Consider the following 16,177-nt stretch of genomic DNA (forward strand, 5'->3'; position numbering starts at 1 on the left):
CGGCTGGAAAGGTTCGCCCATGTGCGGCATCGTCGGGATTCTGGGCAAGGAAGCAGTCGCGATGCAGGTCGTCGAGGCTCTGCGGCGGCTCGAATATCGCGGCTATGATTCCGCCGGCGTCGCGACGCTGGAAGCCGGCCAGCTCGCCCGCCGCCGTGCAGAGGGCAAGCTCAAGAACCTCGAGATCCGCCTGTCGAACGAACCGCTCGAAGGCTTGGTCGGCATCGGTCACACCCGCTGGGCGACCCATGGCAAGCCCAACGAGACCAATGCCCATCCGCATGCGACCCCGAAGCTTGCGGTCGTCCACAACGGCATCATCGAGAATTTCCGCGATCTGCGCGCCGAGCTCCAGGCCGACGGCTACGTCTTCGAGACGGAGACCGATACCGAGATCGTCGCCCATCTCGTTACCCGCGAGCTCGATCGCGGCAAGAGCCCGACAGATGCGGTCGCTGCCAGCCTGCCGCGCCTGCACGGCGCCTTCGCGCTCGCCTTCCTGTTCCAGGGCGAGGAAGACCTGCTGATCGGTGCCCGCAAGGGCTCACCGCTGGCGGTCGGCATCGGCGAGGGCGAGATGTATCTCGGCTCGGACGCGCTGGCGCTTGCGCCCTTCACAAATCTCATCGCCTATTTGGAAGAGGGCGACTGGGTCGTGCTGCATCGCCGCGGCGCGACCTTCTACGACAAGACCAACACGCAGGTGGAGCGCCGCGCGCAGCGCGTCGCCGCTGGCGCCTTCCTGGTCGAGAAGGGCAATCACCGCCACTTCATGGCCAAGGAGATCTACGAGCAGCCCGAGGTCGTCGGCCATACGCTGACGCAGTATCTCGACATGGCCAACGGCAAGGTGCGCCTGCCCTTTGGCGACCAGATCGACTGGAAGGGCCTGTCGCGCCTGACGATCAGCGCCTGCGGAACCTCCTATTATGCCGGCCTGATCGCGAAATACTGGTTCGAGAAGCTGGCGCGCCTGCCGGTCGAGATCGATGTCGCGTCCGAGTTCCGCTATCGCGAGGCGCCTCTGCCCGACCAGGGACTGGCGCTCTTCATCTCGCAATCCGGCGAAACCGCCGACACGCTGGCCGGCTTGCGCTACGCCCGCCAGAACGGGCAGGCGATCCTCTCGGTCGTCAATGTGCCGACCTCGACGATCGCCCGTGAGAGCGATGCGGTGGCGCAGACGCTTGCCGGTCCCGAGATCGGCGTCGCCTCGACCAAGGCCTTCGTCTGCCAGCTTGCGGTTTTCGCGTCGCTCGCGCTCGCCGCAGCCCGGGCCCGTGGCACGCTCTCGGCCGAGGACGAGGCGAGCCATGTGCAGCACCTGATCTCGCTGCCGGGGCTGATGGCACGGGCGCTGGAGCTGGAACCTGAGATCGAAAAGCTCGCGCGCGAGCTTTCCAAAGCCAAGGACGTGCTCTATCTCGGCCGCGGCACCAGCTTCCCGCTGGCATTGGAAGGCGCGCTGAAGCTCAAGGAAATCAGCTACATCCACGCGGAAGGTTATGCGGCAGGAGAGCTGAAGCACGGTCCCATCGCGCTGATCGACGAGGACATGCCGGTCATCGTGGTCGCTCCCCACGACGCACTGTTCGAGAAGACTGCCTCGAACATGCAGGAGGTCGCGGCGCGTGGCGGACGCATCATCCTGATCACGGACGCGCGGGGCGCGGCCGAATGCGGCATCGAGCCCGAGGCGACCATCGTCATGCCGGACATGGACCCGACCTTTGCGCCGATCGTCTACGCTCTTCCGATCCAGATGATCGCCTATCAAACGGCCGTCTTCATGGGCAAGGACGTCGATCAGCCGCGCAATCTGGCCAAGTCCGTCACGGTCGAGTGAAGATTGCCGTCAGGGTTGTGAATTAACCAACGGACCAACCAAGAGTTACCGGATTCCTCGGGAACCGATTATGACTGGTGGCGGACAATATCCCGGTCCGCCATCGCATCGGAGACGAGGCTATCGACGCGCCAGCGACCATGACCGAGACCGCCCCGGCGGCTCCCGCGCGGATCGGGCCGGATCGCGTCAGGCCGGTGGAGCGCGGCGACCTCGAGCGCGTGGCGCGCCTCTTCCTGAATGTCTTTCGCGGCGATGCCGAGGGAGGCAATGCCGTCGAGGACGCAGCAGCCTATATGGAGCGGCTGTATCTGGAAGGGCCCTACTGCGAGCAGGGCCCCAACGGCTTCGTTCAGATCGACGGGCATGGCGATATCGGTGGCTTTCTCGGCATCTTGAAGACCCGCTACAGGATCGGAGGCGACGTCCTGAGCGCCGGCATCCTCAGTACCCTGATGGCGGCGCGCGGGGCTAACCACGGCACAGCCGCGCCGCGTCTGCTGCGGGCGCTGAACGCTGCCGGTTTCGACCTGCAGCTGACCGACTCGGCCAACCGCGCCTCGCTGGCTTTCGCGCGGCCGATGAAATACGAGCTGCTCGCTGAAGAGAGCTTGCGTTGGGAGCTCGCTTTCCGGCCGGCGACGATCCTGCTCGACAAGGCGCGCCGGAAATGGCCGCGTCGACCGCTGGGGCTGCTGACCCCCTTCGCTGGCCTGAGCGATGCCTTGATCGGGCGTTTGCTGAGGCGGCCGCAGCGCTCCAAGGCTGCGCTTTGCGAGGTCCGGACCTTGGACGCCCAGGCCTTTGCCGAGCTGCTGCCGCGCTTCCTGACCGGCTTTCGCCTGCATCCGCTCTGGCCGAGGGAGGAACTGCTCTGGCTTCTCGACCAGGCGGCGCAAAAGCGCGCAAACGGCCCTCTTTCCTTCGTCGCCCTGTGCAAGCCGCAGGGCATGCCCATCGGCTGCTATGCCCTGCATGGCGAGGCCGGTCGCGTGGCCTCCGTGCTGCATGTCTTTGCAGAGCGTGGGCACGGCGAGACCGTGCTCGACCACCTGATAGCCTCGGCGGAAGAAATGGGCTGCACCGGTGTGGAAGGCCAGGCGTGCAAGGCCTTGATGCCACATCTCTATCGCTATCCCGGTCTGATCTTCCGCTATGGCGGGGCCGCGATGGTCCGCTCCGGCCGGGAAGACGTCATGGCGGCGCTGCGGGCGGGCGACATCTTGATCGGCGGGCTGGCCGGCGACCGCTGGACGCGTCTCAGCGCCGATCCGTTCGGAGTTCCACGAGCGCGGTGAGCCACAGGGCTTTTCGAGCGGTGCGGCATCGGCATTCTTGAAATGCGCGGCATAGATTGGCACGTCTGTCGCTTGCCAGTCGCCGGAAGGCTGGAAGCCTCTCGACCGGAACCGCTGCATGACCTCAAGCTCGCCCGATCCTCGTCTCGTGATCCAGCCCGATTTGCTCAGGCCGTCCTTCGGCACGCGGCTGCGGCGCTATTTCTTCACCGGGCTCGTGCTTGCGGCGCCGCTTGCCATCACCGCATCGGTGACTTGGTGGTTCGTCAACCTGATCGACGGTTGGGTCAAGCCGCTGATTCCCAGCGCATATCTGCCCGACGCCTATCTGCCGTTCCCGCTGCCGGGGCTCGGCCTGATCATCGGCCTGATCGGTTTGACGCTGCTCGGCTTCCTGACGGCCAATCTCGTCGGCCGTTCGCTGATCGGGGCCGGCGAGGCGATTCTCGACCGGATGCCGGTCGTCCGCAGTGTCTACAAGGGCGTAAAGCAGGTTTTCGAAACGATTTTTTCGCAGTCCGGCACCTCGTTCCGCAAGGTCGGCATGGTGCAGTTCCCGCAGCCGGGCATGTGGTCGATCGTCTTCATCGCGCAGGAGGCGGCGCCCGAAATCGCCGGGCGCCTGCCGGATGGACAAGACCCGGGCGACAAGCAGATCGGCGTTTTCCTGCCCTGCACGCCGAACCCGACGACCGGATTCTTCTTCTACCTGCCGCGGCGCGAGGTCGTCGAACTCTCGATATCCGTCGAGGACGGCGCCAAGCTGATCATGTCGGCCGGGCTGATCCAGCCCGGCGAGCAGAACGGCAAGCCGAAGCTTGAAACGAAACCGCCGGTCAGCGCCTGAGCGGCACCCAGATCTCGACGACACCGTTGCCGGTTGCGCCGTCGAAGCGCTCGTCCATGCGCTCCAGCGTGACGCCCATCTCGGGCTTGCGCCCCGATTTCGGGAACCAGCCCTGCCAGATCGCCTTGTAGGTCTGGGCGATGCCGGTGATGTGGCCGCTATGCTCGAACACGGCGCAGAGCTGCTCCGGCACGCTCAGCCGCGCGAACTCGTCGGTGACATCGCCGAAGGACGAGACCTCGGCCCCGGCGATATAGTCGAAGGCGCCGTTGTCGTCGTAATTATAACTCGCGCCATAGGCGACATAGCTGCGCTGGCCGGGGATATGGCCGAAATGCGGGGCGATCTTCTGCCAGAGCAGCGGGATGCCCTGGGTGTTGTCCATCGAGAAATGGCCGCTGAAGCCGGCGATTAGCATGGGCTTGCCGGTGACGATGCGCGGCTCGGCGATGGGGGCGGGCGTGATGTCGTGCATGGAAAGAGGCTCCACGAGAGCGAGCGATGAGAGGTCGCGCCGGGCGCGCAATTCTTCCGGTGTGAGGCCGAATTGCTCGCGAAAGGCGCGGGTGAAGGCTTCGTGGGAGCCATAACCCCAGTCGAGCGCGACCGAGAGGATGTCGGGCGCACCGTCGGCGAGCTGGCGCGCCGCCTCCGACAGCCGTCGCTCGCGCACATAGCGCATCACCGAGCGGCCGGTCGCCACGCCGAAGGCGCGGCTGAGATGGAAGCGCGAGACGCCGCTGACCTCCGCGATCTCGTCGAGCGTGAGCTCGGCGGTGAAGCGGCTCTCGATGCACCAGATTGCTGCCTTGACCGGGTCCATGTTCTCTCCACGAAGCGCCGGCACCCTGGCGCCGGCAAGACCGCCGCGCTTGATCAGGATTGCTGTATATCCTAACCCGCCCGCAGCAGCCGGATCGCGACATCCCGCTCGAACAGATAGAGCAGCACCCGGATCGCCTGGCCGCGCGGCGTTTCCAGATGCGGGTCGCGCTCGATCAGCAATCGCGCGTCATCGCGCGCCGCTGCCAGCAGATCGCCGTCGATCTCCGGCCGGGCGATGCGCCAGTCGGGCGAGCCCGACTGCTTGGTGCCGAGGACCTCGCCTTCGCCACGCAGGCGCAGGTCCTCCTCGGCGATGCGGAAGCCGTCCTCCGTCTCGCGCATGATCGTGAGCCGCGCCTCGGCGATCGGCCCGAGCGGCCCCTTGTAGAGCAGCAGGCAGGTCGAGGCGGCCGAGCCACGTCCGATGCGGCCGCGCAACTGATGAAGCTGGGCGAGGCCGAAGCGCTCGGCATGCTCGATCACCATGACGCTGGCATTGGGGACGTCGACGCCGACCTCGATCACGGTGGTCGAGACGAGGATGCGGGTCTCGCCGGCGACGAAGGCGGCCATGGCGGCGTCCTTCTCGCGGCCGGGCATCTGGCCATGCAGCAAGCCGACTTTGTCGCCGAAGATTTCGCGTAGCGCCTCGTAACGCTCCTGTGCGGCGGCGACGTCGAGCGTGTCGGATTCCTGCACGAGCGGGCAGACCCAATAGGCCTGCGCGCCAGCCTCGACCGCCCGGCCGATGGCGCCGACGACTTCGTCATAACGCTCGGAGGAGACGGCGCGGGTGACGATCGGCTTCCGCCCCGCCGGCTTCTCCGAAAGGATCGAGATATCCATGTCGCCGAACCAGGTCAGCGAGAGCGTGCGCGGGATCGGCGTCGCGGTCATCACCAGCACGTCCACCGCTTCGCCCTTGGAGCCGAGCAGCAGGCGCTGATGCACGCCGAAGCGGTGCTGCTCGTCGACGACGGCAAGCGCGAGGTCATGGAAGGCGACGCCTTCCTGAAACAGCGCATGAGTGCCGACCGCGATGTCGATGGAGCCATCGGCCAGACCGGCGAGCACCTGCTTGCGGCCCGCGCCCTTCTCGCGCCCGGTCAGCAGGGCGAGCTTCAGGCCGGCCTTCTCTGCCAGCGGCGCCAGCCTCTCGGCATGCTGGCGGGCGAGGATTTCGGTCGGCGCCATCAGGACCGATTGCCGGCCGGCTTCTGCGGCGGCGGCCATCGCCATCAGCGCGACCACGGTCTTGCCGGAGCCGACATCGCCCTGGAGCAAGCGCAGCATCTTCTCCGGCTTGGCCATGTCGGAATGGATATCGGCGATGGCCTTGCGCTGGCCCTCGGTCAGCTCGAAGGGCAGGGCGGACTGGATGCGGAAGCGCACGCCCCCGTCGCCGGTGGTGGCGCGCCCCGCGACCTTCTTCTGCTGGCGGCGGACCAGCGCGAGCGCGATCTGGCTCGCCAGCAATTCGTCATAGCCGATGCGGCGCCGCGCGACCGTGTCGCCTTCGGCTGCCTTGCGATCGACCGGATGATGCAGGGCTTCGATTGCAGCGTGGAACGACGGGAAATCGCTCCTGGCGAGGAAGGTCGGGTCCTGCCATTCCGGCATCTCCGGGCAGCGCTCGGCCGCCGCCTGCACGGTCCGCATCATCATGCGCTGGCCGATGCCCTCGGTCAGCGGATAGACCGGCTCGAAGGCCGGCAGCGTCGCCGCGAGCTTCGGATCGAGGATGCGCTCGGGATGCACCATCTGGCGCATGCCCTCCCAGAGTTCGAGCTTGCCCGAGATCAGGCGATAGGCGCCGATCGGCAGGGTCTGCGCCAGATGCCGGGAATCGGCATGGAAGAAGACGAGCGTGACGTCGCCGGTCTCGTCCTCGACGATGATGCGATAGGGCGCCTTCTTGCCGGCAGGCGCCGCGCGATGCTCGCTGACGCGGGCCGTGAAGGTCGCGACGTCGCCGATCGGCGTATCGGCGATAGAGGGGCTCGGCCGCCGGTCGACGGCGCCGGTGGGCAATTGGAACATCAGGTCGACGACGCGGGCGGGGTGCGCCTCGTCGCCGAGGAAACGGTCCAGCACCTTGCCGAGCTTGGGCCCGACGCCGGAAAGCGTCGTGACGGGGGCGAAGAGCGGATCGAGGATCGAGGGGCGCAAGACGTCTCGGCACTTGTCAGGAGCGCGAAGATCGCAGCCGCTTCGCCGCTGACTTCGCCAGGTTGCGTCGCTATATAGCCTGCTCAGGCAGGCTCCGCGACGGGGCCGGCCCAATCATCATTGCGCCGTCCCCCAAGGTTTTTGCCCGAGGTTCCCATGTCCGGCTCGACCCGCTCCAGCGCCGATCTCGACCCGCGCCGCCGCAAGATCCTGTTCCGCGCCTGGCATCGCGGCATGCGCGAGATGGATCTCATCATGGGCCGCTTCGCCGACGACGCCATCGCCGGTTTCAGCGATGCCGAGCTCGACGAGTTCGAGCGCCTGATCGAGGTCTTGGACCGCGATCTGCTGAGCTGGGTGACCGGGGAGGCGCCCGTGCCGGAGAACTACGACACGGAACTGTTCCGCAAGCTCAAGGCTTTCCACACCCACGACAAGCCGATTCATGTGTAGCACTGGTGAAGTGCGCGCTGTCGTCCCGGGCGTAGCGAAGCGCCGATCCGGGATGACCTCGGACACTTGAGAAAACGACGATTTCGATGAGCATTCCTCCCCCAAGCCAGATCGCCAAGCCGCAGCTCGACCGCCTGCTCGATGCGCTGAACCGTGGCGACAAGCCGACGCTCGCCGGCGTGCCGGATGGCTTCGACGCCGTCGTCCTCGCCGACCTGACCCGCGCCCGCGCCAAGAAGGGTGAGGGACCGGCGCTGCTCGTCTTCATCGCACGTGATGGCCAGCGCCTGCAGGTGCTTGAGAACGCGCTGCAATTCGTCGCGCCGGACCTGGAGGTAATGAGCTTCCCGGCCTGGGACTGCCAGCCCTATGACCGCGTCTCGCCCGCGCCCGCCATCGTCGCGCACCGGATGACGACGCTGTCGCGCCTCGCCAAGACCAAATCGGGCGAGCGGCCGCGCCTGCTGCTAACCACCGTCAACGCCGCGCTCCAGCGCGTTCCGGCCTTCGGCAAGGTGGCGTCGGAGAGCTTCTCGGCGGCGCCCGGCAACATGGTCGATATCGAGGAGCTGGCGCGCTGGCTCGACATCAACGGCTATCTGCGGACCTCGACCGTGCGCGAGACCGGCGAATTCGCCGTGCGCGGCGGCATCGTCGACCTGTTCCCGCCGGGCATGCCGGCGCCGATCCGGCTCGACTTCTTCGGCGACACGCTCGAATCGATCCGCACCTTCGATCCGGAGACGCAGCGTACCACCGGGCAATTGCGCGGGCTCGACCTCGTGCCGATGTCCGAGGCGCAGATGACGAGCGAGAGCATCCGCCGCTTCCGCCAGTCCTATATCTCGACCTTCGGCACGCCCGGCCGCGACGACACCCTCTATGAAGCCGTCAGCGAAGGCCGCCGCCCCGCCGGGCTGGAGCACTGGCTGCCGCTGCTGGCGGAAAAGCTCGACACGCTCTTCACCTATCTGCCCGACGTGCCCCTGGTGCTCGACCATCAAGCCGAGGACGCGGTCGGTGAGCGCATCAGCCTGATCAAGGACTATTACGACGCCCGCAAGGCTGCGCTGGAGCAGGGCGGGGGCGGCGGCATTCCCTACAAGCCGTTGCCGCCGGACGCGCTCTATCTCTCGCCGGGCGACTGGCGCGCGGTGATCGATGGTTCCGGCGTCGCGACGCTCACGCCGTTCCATCTGCCCGACAGCGAAGGCAAGCTCATCCTCGATCTCGGCGGCAAGCAGGGCCGCAGCTTCGCGGCCGAGCGCGCGGGCGAGTCCGGCAGCGTCTTCGAGGCCGCCGTCGCCCATGTGAGGGCCCTGGAGGCCGACGGCAGGCGCGTCATCCTCGCCGCGTGGTCGGAAGGCTCGCGCGAGCGGCTCGCGCATGTGCTCGAAGACCACGGGCTGAAGAGCGTCCAGATGACCGGCTCGCTGCGCGCGGCCTTCGATCTCAAGCCCGGCACGGTCGCGCTCGCGGTCTGGGGTTTCGAGACCGGCTTCGAGGCCGGACGCCTTGCTGTGATCGGCGAGCAGGACATCCTGGGCGATCGCCTCGTCCGTCCGCGCCGCAAGACCAGGCGCCCGCAGGACTTCATCGCGGAGCTCTCGTCGCTCGCGCCGGGCGATCTCGTCGTCCATGTCGACCACGGCATCGGCCGCTTCATCGGCCTGCAGTCGATCACGGCGGCCGGCGCGCCGCATGACTGCCTCGAAATCCATTATGCCGGCGATTCCAAGCTGTTCCTGCCGGTCGAGAACATCGAACTGCTATCCCGCTACGGCTCGGAGGACACGGAGGTCCAGCTCGACCGTCTGGGTGGTGGCGGCTGGCAGGCGCGCAAGGCCAAGCTCAAGCAGCGCATCCGCGAGATGGCCGGCAAGCTCATCCAGATCGCGGCGGCGCGCGCGCTCAAGGAGGCACCGCGCCTCGTGCCGCCGGCCGGCGTCTATGACGAGTTCATCGCCCGCTTCCCCTATGAGGAGACCGAAGACCAGCAGAACACCATCGATGCGGTCCTGGACGATCTCGCGGCCGGGCGCCCGATGGACCGCCTCGTCTGCGGCGATGTCGGCTTCGGCAAGACCGAGGTCGCGCTGCGCGCCGCTTTCGCTACTGCACTCAACGGCAAGCAGGTCGCGGTTGTCGTGCCGACGACGCTGCTCGCGCGCCAGCATTACAGGAACTTCGCGGATCGATTTGCCGGCTTGCCGGTCAATGTCGGGCAGGCCTCGCGCTTCGTCGGTTCGGCCGATCTCAAGGCGGTGAAGCAGGGCGCCAGGGACGGCACGATGGATATCGTGGTCGGCACGCACGCGCTGCTCGGCAAGGGCGTCGACTTCAAGGATCTCGGCCTCGTCATCGTCGACGAAGAGCAGCATTTCGGCGTCGCCCATAAGGAGAAGCTGAAGGAAATGCGCGCCGAGGTTCACATGCTGACGCTGACCGCGACGCCGATCCCGCGCACGCTCCAGCTCGCCATGACCGGTGTACGCGAGCTCTCGATCATCGCGACGCCGCCGGTCGATCGCCTCGCGGTGCGCACCTTCGTCACGCCGTTCGACCCGCTGATCGTGCGCGAGGCGCTATTGCGCGAGCGCTATCGCGGCGGGCGCAGCTTCTATGTCGTGCCGCGCATCGAGGATATCGCCGACGTCAAGGACTTCCTCGACAAGCAGGTGCCGGAATGCAAGGTCGGCATCGCCCATGGCCAGATGGCGGCGGGCACGCTGGAAGACGTGATGACGGCCTTCTACGAGGGCCAGTACGATATCCTGCTCTCGACCACGATCGTCGAGTCGGGCCTCGATATCCCGACCGCCAACACGCTGATCGTCCATCGCGCCGACATGTTCGGCCTCGCCCAGCTCTATCAGCTCCGCGGCCGTGTCGGCCGCTCGAAGACGCGCGCCTATGCGCTCTTCACCGTGCCGGCCAACCGCAAGCTGACCGAGCAGGCCGACAAGCGCCTCAAGGTCCTGCAATCGCTCGATACGCTGGGCGCGGGTTTCCAGCTCGCCAGCCACGATCTCGACATCCGCGGCGCCGGCAACCTGCTCGGCGACGAGCAGTCCGGCCATATCAAGGAGGTCGGCTACGAGCTCTACCAGCAGATGCTGGAGGAGGCGGTGGCGGCGCTCAAGGCCGGCATCGAGTTCGAGACCGAGACACAATGGTCGCCGGCGATCCAGGTCGGCGCGCCCGTCATGATCCCCGAGCACTATGTCGCCGACCTGACGTTGAGGCTGACGCTCTACAAGCGCCTCTCGACCATGGACGACGATGGCGAATTGCAATCCTTCGGCGCCGAATTGGTCGATCGCTTCGGCCCGCTGCCGGAGGAGGTCAACCAGTTGCTGGAGATCGTCGCGATCAAGGCGCTTTGCAAGCGCGCCAATGTCGAGAAGGTCGAGGCCGGGCCGAAGGGCATCATCGTCGCCTTCCGCAACAACGAATTCGCCAATCCGGAAGGGCTGGTCGGCTTCGTCGCCAAGCAGGGCACGCTGGCCAAGGTTCGCCCCGACATGCGCGTCGTCTTCATCGACGATTTCGACACGGTCGAGCAGCGCCTGAAGGCCACGCGCCGGCTGCTGACCGATCTCGCGCGGATCGCCGAAAGGAAGAAGGCCGCCTAGGGCGCCGGTTGGAACGAGATCCCGAGCGCGCCTTCAGGCGAAGATGACCTTGCGGAATCGGGCGAGGGCGAAGCCGAAATAGGCGGCACCGATCGTGATGATCTTGGCGATCTCGGGCCAGACAACGTCGAGACCGGCGCCGCGATACAGAACGCCCTGCGAGAAGGTGACGAAATGCGGCGTCGGGGAGAGCGTCCGCATGGTCCATTGCAGCCAGGTCGGCATGCTTTCCATCGGTGTCGTCGCACCCGACAGCAACTGGGTGACAACGAAGACAGGGATGGCGAGCAGGCCGAACTGGCCCATGGTCGTGGCGAGCGTGCCGAGCAGTATCCCGAGCGCAGCCACCGTGAAGGCATAGATCGCGCTGCCGAGGACGAACAGCAACAGCGATCCGGCGATCGGTACGCCCAGTGCCCATTCGACCACGACGACAAGCGAGGCGACCGCCGCCAGCAGGATGACGAGCGCGTTCGCGACGATTTTCGCCAGCATGATCTCGATCGGCGTGACCGGCATCACCAGCAGGTGCTCGACCGTGCCCTGCTCGCGCTCGCGGATCAGGGCCGCGCCGGTCAGCACGATCGTCAGCAGCGTGATGTTGTTGAGGATCTGCATCACCGAGCTGAACCAGCCCGAGTCGAGATTGGGGTTGAAGCGGGCGCGCACGACCAGATTGATCGGCAGAGAGGTGACGGTCTCTCGCCCGGCCTTCCTGTTGGCAATCTCCTGCGCGATGATCTGCTGGATATAGACGGCGCCGTTGCCGGCTTGCGTCATCGCCGTGGCGTCGATGTTGAGCTGCACCGAGGTCTGCCGTCCGGCCAGCAGATCGGCCTGGAAGTTCGGCGGTATTTCCAGCACGAAGACCAGGCGGCCGGAATTCATCTCGCTGTCGATCTCGCTGGCACCGATCTGCCGGGAGATCTTGAACAGCGGCGGGCCGAAGGCCCCCAGCAGCGTCCGCGACAGCTCCGAGCGATCCTCGTCGACAATGCCGATCGTCAGATCACGGGCTTCGAGCTTGACGCTTGTCGCCACAGTGTAGACCGCAATGCTGAAGGTGTAGGCGACCAGGATCAGCATCACCGGATCGGCCCTGATGCTGCGCAATTCCTTCACCACGAGGCGCAGGATGTTCTGAACGTGCGTCGCGATGCCGGCCATCTCAGGCTTCCTGCTTGCGCAGCCCGAGCTGCGCGACGACGAGGAAAAGCAGGAAGAAGCCGGCAAGGACGAGGAGATTGGGCCAGAGTTCGGCGGCCCCGAGGCCCTTGGTGAAGACACCGACGCTGACGGGCTGGTACCACGCCGGGGGCAGGCTCGTGCCGATCAGGCGGCCGCCGCCCGAAAGCGAGGCGACCGGCACCATCAGCCCGGAGAAATTGACGGCCGGGATGATCGACAGGATCGCCGTAGCGAAGACGGCCGAGACCTGCGTGCGCGTGAAGCTGGAGATCAACTGACCGAAGCCGGTCGTCGCGGAGACATAGAGCAGGGTCGCCAACAGCAATGTCCACGCCGAGCCTTTGATCGGCACAGCGAAGACCGTCAGGGCGATCACCACGAGCATCAGGAAGCTGCCCATCGCCACGCCGATATAGGGCAGCTGCTTGCCGAAGAGGAACTCGAAGCGGCTGATCGGCGTCGAGCGGAAATTCGCGATCGAGCCGGTCTCCTTCTCGCGTACGACGCCGATGGCCGACATGATCGCCGGAATGACGATCAGCATCAGCATGATCACGCTCGGCACCATCGCATTGGCGCTCTTGAAGTCTTGATTGTAGCGGAAGCGGGTCTCGATCGTCACCGGCTCCGGCGCATGGCTTGACGCAGCGTGACCGGCCGCGAAGCCCTGCGCATATTGCGTGGCGAGGCCCGTCACGTAGCCCCGCGTCGTCTCGGCCCGGAACGGCATGGCACCGTCGAGCCAGACGGACAGCTCCGGAACACGTCCGCTCATCAGGTCGCGGCCGAAGGAGGGCGGAATCTCGATCGCCAGCTGCAACTCGCCGCTCCTGAGCCGCCGGTCGAGCTCGTCTGCGGAGGCGATCGGTGGCCGCTCGTCGAAATACCGCGAGCTGGAGAAGGCCTCGACCAGTTGCCGGCTCTCCATCGACTTGTCCTGGTCGAACGTCGCGAACTTCAGATTCTCGACGTCGAAGGAAATCCCGAATCCGAACGCCAGCATCAGGAGCAACGGGCCGAGGAAGGCGAAGCTCAGCCGGATCGGGTCGCGCAGCAGCTCCATCGTCTCGCGGCGGGTGCAGGCCCAGAGCCGGCGCGGGTCGAAGCGGCGGGCCGGCGGAAGCGGCCGTGCCGCGGCGGCAGGAGGCGCAGCCGGCACGTCCGATGAATCCGCGATGCCGGCAGCCTCCTTGAGATAGGCGATGAAGGCCTCTTCCAGGGTCCCTGCGCCGCGGCTTCGAACCAGCTCCTGCGGCGTGCCGACTGCCAGTACCTTGCCGGCATGCATGAAGGAGATGCGGTCGCAGCGTTCCGCCTCGTTCATGAAGTGCGTCGACAGGAAGATGGTGACGCCGTCGTCGCGGGAAAGATCGATCAGCGTGCGCCAGAATGCGTCGCGCGCGATCGGATCGACGCCCGATGTCGGTTCGTCGAGGATGAGCATGGCCGGCCGGTGCAGCACCGCGACTGCGAGCTGAAGGCGCTGGCGGATGCCGAGCGGCAGGCTGTCGGGCCGCTCGCCCGCGACGCCTTCGAGATCGAAGCGGGCCAGAAGCTCGGCGATCCGGCCGGGGATCTCGGCGGGCGGCAGATGGTAGAGCTCGGCGTGCAGCACCAGGTTCTGCCGGACCGTCAGTTCCGTGTAGAGCGAAAAGGCCTGCGACATGTAGCCGACGTTGCGCCGCGTCTCCATGTCGTCGGCCGCGAGCGGCTGGCCAAACAGCTTCGCCGTGCCCTCGCTCGCCGGCAGCAGGCCGGTCAGCATCTTCATCGTGGTCGACTTGCCGCAGCCGTTCGAGCCGAGGAAACCGAAGATTTCGCCGCGTCCGATGCGAAAGCTGACGTGATCGACCGCGACGAAGTCGCCGAAGCGCCGCGTCAGGCCTTCCGCCTCGATCGCGGGCGTCGCATCGTCGCTCGTCACCCGCGGCCGCAGTTCGACCTCACGATGCTGGGCGCGCTTGGCTTCCGGCAGCAGCGCGACGAAGGCGGCGTCCAGGGTCGGTTGCCCGGCCTGCTCCCGGAGCTCGGCCGGGGTGCCGGTCGCGATCGCGCGCCCATCGTCCATGGCGACCAGCCAGTCGAAGCGCTCCGCCTCTTCCATATAGGCGGTGGCGACAACGACGCTCATTCCGGGCCGGCGGGCACGGATCGTGTCGATCAGATCCCAGAATTGCCCGCGCGACAGCGGATCGACGCCGGTGGTCGGTTCGTCGAGCACCAGCAGGTCGGGATCGTGAATCAGGGCGCAGCATAGCGAGAGCTTCTGCTTCATACCGCCCGAGAGCTTGGCGGCCGGCCGGCTCTCGAAGGGGTCGAGCCCCGTTGCCCGCAACAGCTCGTCGATGCGGCTGCGGCGTTCGGCTCCGCCTTGTCCGAACAGCCGCGCGTGAAAGTCGATGTTCTCGAAAACCGAGAGTGTCGGATAGAGATTCCGTCCAAGCCCCTGGGGCATGTAGGCGATGCGTCCGCGCCGCGCCTCCCGCTCGGCCGTGACGGCGAGGTCGCCGCCGAGCGCGTGAACGCTGCCCTGCTGGATCGCCCGTACGCCGGCGATGAGCGCGAGGAGCGTCGACTTGCCGACGCCGTCGGGTCCGATCACACCGATCATGCGCCCCGCAGGGAGGTCGATAGTCAGATCATCGAGGGCCGTCACCTTGCCGTAACGATGGGTGACGCGCATGAGCCGGGCAGCAGGTCCCGCTTCGGTCATGGCAGCTTCACGGCGAGCGAGTCGGGCCATTTTGCGGAGGGCGAGGTGCGGACGAAGCCGAGGCCGCGCACGCCGGTCTTCACCTGCCGGTGATACTTGGCCAGCAAATCCCGGTCGAGCTGGAGTTTGATGCGGAAGACCAGCTTCTCGCGCTCCTCGGCGGTTTCGACGGCCTTCGGCGTGAACTGGGCATCCGCGGCCACGAAACTGACGGTTGCCGGAATCACGTATTGCGGCACCGGATCGAGTATGATCCGGGCTTCGTCACCGAGCGCGAGCTGCCCGGCCTGGGCTGCCGGGAGATAGATCGTCATGTAGACGTCGGAGAGGTCGAGGATGGTGACGATCCGCGTCCCGGCCGCCACGACCTCGCCGGTGCGGGCGAGTTGATACTGCACCCGCCCGCTGCGTGGCGCCACCAGAACGAGATCGACGAGGATCGCCTTGATCTGCTCGGCATCGGCCTCGGAAGCGCGGATCGCGAACTGAGCCTGGTCCCGTTGCGCCTCGGCGGCGCGCAGGGCGGCGTCTGCAGCGTCGGCCTTTGCCGAGCGCTGCTCGTCGACTTGCTTGCTGAGATATCCCTTCGCGACCAGCTCCTTGCCACGCTCGGCATCGGTCCGTGCGAGGATCTGGTCGCTCTTGCGCTGCGCGATCAGCGCCTCGGCCTCGGCGAGCGCCTGGCGGGCCCGCAGGACCTGCGCCTGCGCCGAGCGCAGCTGTGCTTCGTATTCGGGCGAGGAGATCCGCGCGACCACCTGGCCGGCGGTGACCTCGTCCCCCTCCCGAACCGTTACCTCCGCCAGACGCCCTGCATATTTCGACGCGACGTCGACCTGCGTCGCCTCGATCCGGCCATTGGTCTTCACGATGCCTTCGGGCATGGTGTCGCCGCGCAACCTTTCGATCAACGCCTTGATGCGCGATTGCGCCTGGGCAGCGGGCGCAGCCAGGACGGCCACGGCGAGAATGGCTGCCGCTACGGCTCGCAAGCGTCGCATCTGGCTTCTCCGGCAAAGGGGCGGAAACGGCTTTCCTTCGCGTCATCACTAGCATGCGACGGGCCGATGAAGCCAAGTCGCCGGCCGATGGCTGGCATCGAATTCGAGCCGGGATCATAGAGACTGCGACGCGCCCGAACGCGCGTCCGCGCCTGTCGGCAGAAACCAGGCGACCGGAAGCGTCGAGCCTCGGCAGGGCGTC

At 66.8% G+C, this 16,177-nt stretch carries 10 protein-coding genes; 5 read left to right on the forward strand and 5 right to left on the reverse strand.

The features are described 5' to 3' along the window. Window positions 1-19: 19 nt before the first annotated feature. The 3 genes from glmS (at window position 20) to BGO20_RS04180 (ending at window position 3,991) form a co-directional block, all read left to right on the forward strand. Window positions 20-1,846, forward strand: coding sequence for a glutamine--fructose-6-phosphate transaminase (isomerizing) (gene glmS / locus BGO20_RS04170; protein ID WP_291662448.1), 1,827 nt, complete (start codon window positions 20-22; stop codon window positions 1,844-1,846). Window positions 1,847-1,986: 140 nt separating this feature from the next. Beyond that, window positions 1,987-3,144: a hypothetical protein gene (locus BGO20_RS04175; RefSeq protein ID WP_291662447.1), complete on the forward strand. Its 1,158-nt coding sequence runs from the start codon at window positions 1,987-1,989 to the stop codon at window positions 3,142-3,144. A gap of 118 nt (window positions 3,145-3,262) precedes the next feature. Beyond that, window positions 3,263-3,991, forward strand: coding sequence for a DUF502 domain-containing protein (locus tag BGO20_RS04180; protein WP_291662445.1), 729 nt, complete (start codon window positions 3,263-3,265; stop codon window positions 3,989-3,991). Here BGO20_RS04180 and BGO20_RS04185 read toward each other — a convergent pair. Together BGO20_RS04185 and recG are read right to left on the reverse strand one after the other, a co-directional pair. Then, window positions 3,981-4,814: an AraC family transcriptional regulator gene (locus BGO20_RS04185; protein ID WP_291662444.1), complete on the reverse strand. Its 834-nt coding sequence runs from the start codon at window positions 4,812-4,814 to the stop codon at window positions 3,981-3,983. The genes BGO20_RS04180 and BGO20_RS04185 overlap by 11 nt on opposite strands. Before the next feature lie 71 nt (window positions 4,815-4,885). Then, window positions 4,886-6,985: an ATP-dependent DNA helicase RecG gene (recG, locus tag BGO20_RS04190; protein WP_291662443.1), complete on the reverse strand. Its 2,100-nt coding sequence runs from the start codon at window positions 6,983-6,985 to the stop codon at window positions 4,886-4,888. A gap of 156 nt (window positions 6,986-7,141) precedes the next feature. On the opposite strand from recG, the gene BGO20_RS04195 reads away from it, so the two are divergent. Then, entirely contained in the window at window positions 7,142-7,438 is a 297-nt protein-coding gene (locus BGO20_RS04195; protein ID WP_291662442.1) for an FAD assembly factor SdhE, read from the forward strand. Between the two features lie 86 nt (window positions 7,439-7,524). Further along, complete coding sequence (mfd, locus tag BGO20_RS04200) at window positions 7,525-11,073, forward strand: transcription-repair coupling factor (RefSeq protein WP_291662441.1); 3,549 nt, start codon at window positions 7,525-7,527, stop codon at window positions 11,071-11,073. A 33-nt stretch (window positions 11,074-11,106) separates the two neighbouring features. Here the strand turns inward: mfd and BGO20_RS04205 are convergent, their stop codons facing one another. The 3 genes from BGO20_RS04205 to BGO20_RS04215 are packed head-to-tail and all read right to left on the reverse strand — an operon-like array spanning window position 11,107 to window position 15,975. Then, window positions 11,107-12,240, reverse strand: coding sequence for an ABC transporter permease (locus tag BGO20_RS04205; RefSeq protein ID WP_291662439.1), 1,134 nt, complete (start codon window positions 12,238-12,240; stop codon window positions 11,107-11,109). 1 nt (window position 12,241) lies between these two features. Next, window positions 12,242-14,974 (reverse strand): ribosome-associated ATPase/putative transporter RbbA, encoded by a 2,733-nt coding sequence (rbbA, locus tag BGO20_RS04210; RefSeq protein WP_291662438.1) that lies wholly within the window; start codon window positions 14,972-14,974, stop codon window positions 12,242-12,244. Continuing rightward, window positions 14,971-15,975 (reverse strand): HlyD family secretion protein, encoded by a 1,005-nt coding sequence (locus BGO20_RS04215; protein WP_291662436.1) that lies wholly within the window; start codon window positions 15,973-15,975, stop codon window positions 14,971-14,973. Before BGO20_RS04215 ends, rbbA begins: the two co-directional genes overlap by 4 nt. Window positions 15,976-16,177: the final 202 nt, after the last annotated feature.

Origin of the sequence: Allobosea sp. 67-29 (assembly GCF_001898115.1) — a bacterium.
Taxonomy (GTDB): domain Bacteria; phylum Pseudomonadota; class Alphaproteobacteria; order Rhizobiales; family Beijerinckiaceae; genus Allobosea.